The organism is Bordetella petrii (assembly GCF_020991325.1).
In the GTDB taxonomy this organism is placed as follows: domain Bacteria; phylum Pseudomonadota; class Gammaproteobacteria; order Burkholderiales; family Burkholderiaceae_B; genus Bordetella_A; species Bordetella_A petrii_E.
The window spans coordinates 1-3,576 of record NZ_JAJMLX010000374.1 but is presented as its reverse complement, the minus strand read 5'-3'; the positions used below and the strand labels follow the sequence as shown (position 1 = coordinate 3,576).

Sequence of the window (3,576 nt, the reverse complement as noted above, 5' to 3'; positions counted from 1 at the left end):
GAGCTGGGGCTGCGGAATTTCCTGGACGAGGAACGCAGGGTGTGGAAGTCGCTGAACCCGGATTCCGTCGAACTCGTCGACTGCGTCGCCCGCATGGTCGGCCGCGTCGGCATTGGCACGCCCGGGCGCGGTCTGCTGGCAGGCCGCCAGGGCTGCCAGGCTGGCCGCGGCCACGCAGCGGCGTATCAGGCGCATACGGGTTGCTGTCTTCATTGTTGAACGTCCTTGAGAATAGATAAGGCGCCGTGCCGGCAAACCCGGCGCTGCGGGCGTACCGGAGCACGCCTCGTAATCAACGCGTGCCGCTCGCCTGGATATCCACGCGGCGGTTGGGCGCCAGGCAAGCGACCAGCTCGGCGCGCTTGGCCTGGTCGCACTGCACCAGCGGCTGGCGCTTGCCATAGCCCACGGCGCGCACGCCATCCGCCGGAATGCCGTTGGCGATGAAAGCTTCCCGCACGGCTTGCGCGCGCCGCTGCGACAGCGCGTCATTGGCGGCATCGCTGCCGATGCGGTCGGTGTGGCCGGCGATTTCCAACTGCTCGATCGTCTGGGTGCGGCGCAGTTCCGCGGCGATCTCGGCAACGCGCGCCTGTCCCGCGACGGTCAGCGTGGCGCTGCCGAAGCCGAACGAAACATCGCTGCCCAGCGTGTATTTCTGCGGCGCAGCCGCGGCCGGCTTGGCGCCGGGGCGGCAATCGGCGGGCGCCCAGAAGAAACTGCGGGCAATCTTGTCCCCATCGAACAGCACCTTGAATTGGCAAGTGCGAATGCCGGCCGGCGTGCGGAAGTGGAACAGGTAGTCCCATTCCCGCACCTGGAAACCTTCGGCAAAGTGCGGGCGGCCGATCAAGTCGTAGACCTGGTCGCGGGTGACGCCTTGCTGCACCTGGGCCAGGCTGTCCAGGTTCGGAAAGGTGCCGGTCGCCAGCGAGACCTTCCCGGGGTCGGGAAACACCGGCTGGTCGGTCGTGCCTTCGCGGCTCACGTCGCTCAGCGTGCCGCAACCAGCCAGCAGCAAGGCCACGGCCAGCGGGGCTAACCGGCGCAGGCGGAATGTAACGGTTTTCATGGATGGTCCTTTGAATTCGAGAATCTGGCTTACCACTGGTACCCGACGCCCACGGCGCCGCCGTAATCGCCCCGCGAGTTGCTGTTGCCCGAGAGCTTCAGCACCCAGTTGCCGTTGTCGGAAACCGTCGAGACGCCCAGCGCGAAACCAGACTCACCGTTGTAGGTGCCGCCAGCCATCGCCGCCATGCTCTTGCCCGGCAGGTAAGCTTGCGGCAAGCCCGCCGTCGCCATCGCCGAGGCCACACCGGCGCTCAGCTTGTTGTTCAGGCGGCTCAGGTCGCCACGGACCTGGTTGACCTGGTTCTGCAAGCCGCTGGTGGCCGCTTCCAGTTGGCCGACATTGACCGCGTCGGTGGGCGCGGTGCCGGCGCCCAGGTTGATGATCTTCCTGTTGTTCATGTCGATGCCGTTCTGGTTGATGGTCGGACCGTTCTCCACCACGACTTCCTTGGCCTTGACCGTGTTGGCCTTGACCTCGTTGGCCGTCACGGAATTCACCTTGATGTCCTGCGCCACGCTTACCTTGATGGTGTTGTTGCCATCCGCCGAGGTTTCGCGGGTGATCTGGACGTTGTCGCCATTGGTGAACTCGACCTTGCTGCCTGGCGCAACCTTGCTGGCGCCGTCGCCGTTGGCCTCGATCTGCCACCCGGCATTGGCGGTCTGCTCGACCTGGTCGATCTTGTTGGTCAGGTCAGTGTTGACGCCGTTCAACGCATCGTTGACGTTGTTGTAGGTCTTGTCGCCCACGTTCAGTTCGGTAACCAGCTTGCCGTCGACATACTTCGAGTTGCCGCCCAGCGCGTCGGCGACTTGCGTGCCCTGCTCGTGCAACTGTGCGCCGTTGACGGCGTCGGTGCTGGTAGCGGAGATCTCGCCCTGGGCCAGGTTGGTGATCTTCGTTCCTCCGGTCTTGCCGCCGTCGGTCGACTTGTCGCCTTCGAGCGTAATGGCGTTCTTCGGATCGCCCTTCTTGCCGTCATACTTCACGGCGCGGTCGTCCAGATTGGAGACGTTCTGCTCCACGTCGCGCAGCTGGCTGACATTCACTGCGTCGGTGGGATCCGTGCCGGCGGCTACATTGGTGATCTTGAAGCCGCCCGCGTTGATGCCAGTGCTGGCCGAAATGATCACATTGCCGGCACGCAGGCCGTCGCTGCCGACGAACACATTGGAACCGACTCCCAGGCCGGAGGCGGTAAGCTGCACGTCGTTGCCGACCTTCACGCCGTCCTGGTTCAGCACCGTGTCGCCCGCGGTCACCGAATCCACATCGAGATCGCGGTTCAGGTTCACCTTGACGTCGTTGCCATTCTTGGCGATGGCCACGTTGCCGTCGTCGTTGGAGAAGTCCACCACGTCGCCCGGCTTGACCTGGCTCTGGTCGGCGGCGGCATTGCCATTGACCGACAACTGCCATCCGGCGCGCGCCACGGTTTCCACACCCTTGAGCTGGCTGACGTTGACGGCGTCGGTATCGTTGACCCCGGCCGCCACATTGAGAATGCTCTTGCCGCCGGCATCGATGCCGCCCCGGGTCACGCTGGGGCCGCCGACAATAGTCAGGCCATCGCCGGCCAGCATGGTGTCACCCATATTGATGCTGCCGTCGGGCCCCAGGTCGAGGTTGCGGGCCAGCGCGATCTGCACGCCGCCCGCCGTCATGGCGGTGGTGATGTTGGCATCCGCGCCATTGATGGCCACCGCTTCGCCCAGCTTGCGCTCCAGCGCGGGGCCCGCATCCGCCGTGAAAGTCAGCGGTTTGTTGGCCAGCTCGGTCAGTTGGTCGACGTTCACGGCATCAGTACCCGCCTCGCCCCGGGCGATGTTGGTGACCTTGTTGCCGCCCATGTTCACGGTGGTGTTGCCGCCGACCGTGATTTCACCTTGCTTGACCACCAGTGTGTTGTTGCCCAAGTTGGTCGTACCGCCCACGCTCAGGTTGTTGCTGACCGAGACATTCGAGACGTTGACCTGGTCGGCCAGGGCGAACTTCACGTCGGCATCGGTCGCGCCTTTGGTGATGACGATGTTGCCATCGCTGGAGGCCAGGTCGACCCTGGCGCCCGGCGCCACGTTCGACAGGTTGCCGCCTTCGGCCGTCAGGTTCCAGCCGGCGTTCGCGACGTTTTCCACACCCTTGAGCTGGTCCAAGTTGACCGCATCGGTGCCGTTGATACCGGCGGCCAGGTTGGTGATGGTCTTGCCGCCGGCGTCTATGCCACCGCTGGTGACACTCGGGCCATTGTTGATGATCAGGCCGGTGTTGCCCAGCATCACGTTCGGGCCCACGGTAATACCGGCATTGCTCACCAGGGTGTCCCCCGTCTTGATGCTACCGGTCGGGCCCAGGTCCAGGTTCTTGGCCAGCGCGATCTGCACGCCGTTCGCCGTGGTCTGGGTGGTGATGTTGCCGTCGGCGCCGTTGATGCCCACCTTCTCGCCCAGCTTGCGGTCCAGGTCCGCGCCGCTGTCGGCCGTGAAGGTCAGCGGCTTGTTCGC

At 65.0% G+C, this 3,576-nt stretch carries 3 protein-coding genes; all 3 read right to left on the bottom strand.

Annotated features, from left to right (window positions below; all coding sequences use genetic code 11):
- The coding region (locus LPZ50_RS23125) for a hypothetical protein (protein WP_230665190.1) at nucleotides 1-213 on the bottom strand (213 nt) is incomplete at its 3' end.
- 79 nt (nucleotides 214-292) lie between these two features.
- The gene (locus LPZ50_RS23120; protein ID WP_230665188.1) at nucleotides 293-1,072 is read right to left on the bottom strand and encodes an OmpA family protein; all 780 of its coding nucleotides are present in this window, start codon (nucleotides 1,070-1,072) and stop codon (nucleotides 293-295) included.
- Between the two features lie 29 nt (nucleotides 1,073-1,101).
- Nucleotides 1,102-3,576: YadA-like family protein (locus tag LPZ50_RS23115; RefSeq protein ID WP_230665186.1), on the bottom strand; the 2,475-nt coding region annotated here is incomplete at its 5' end.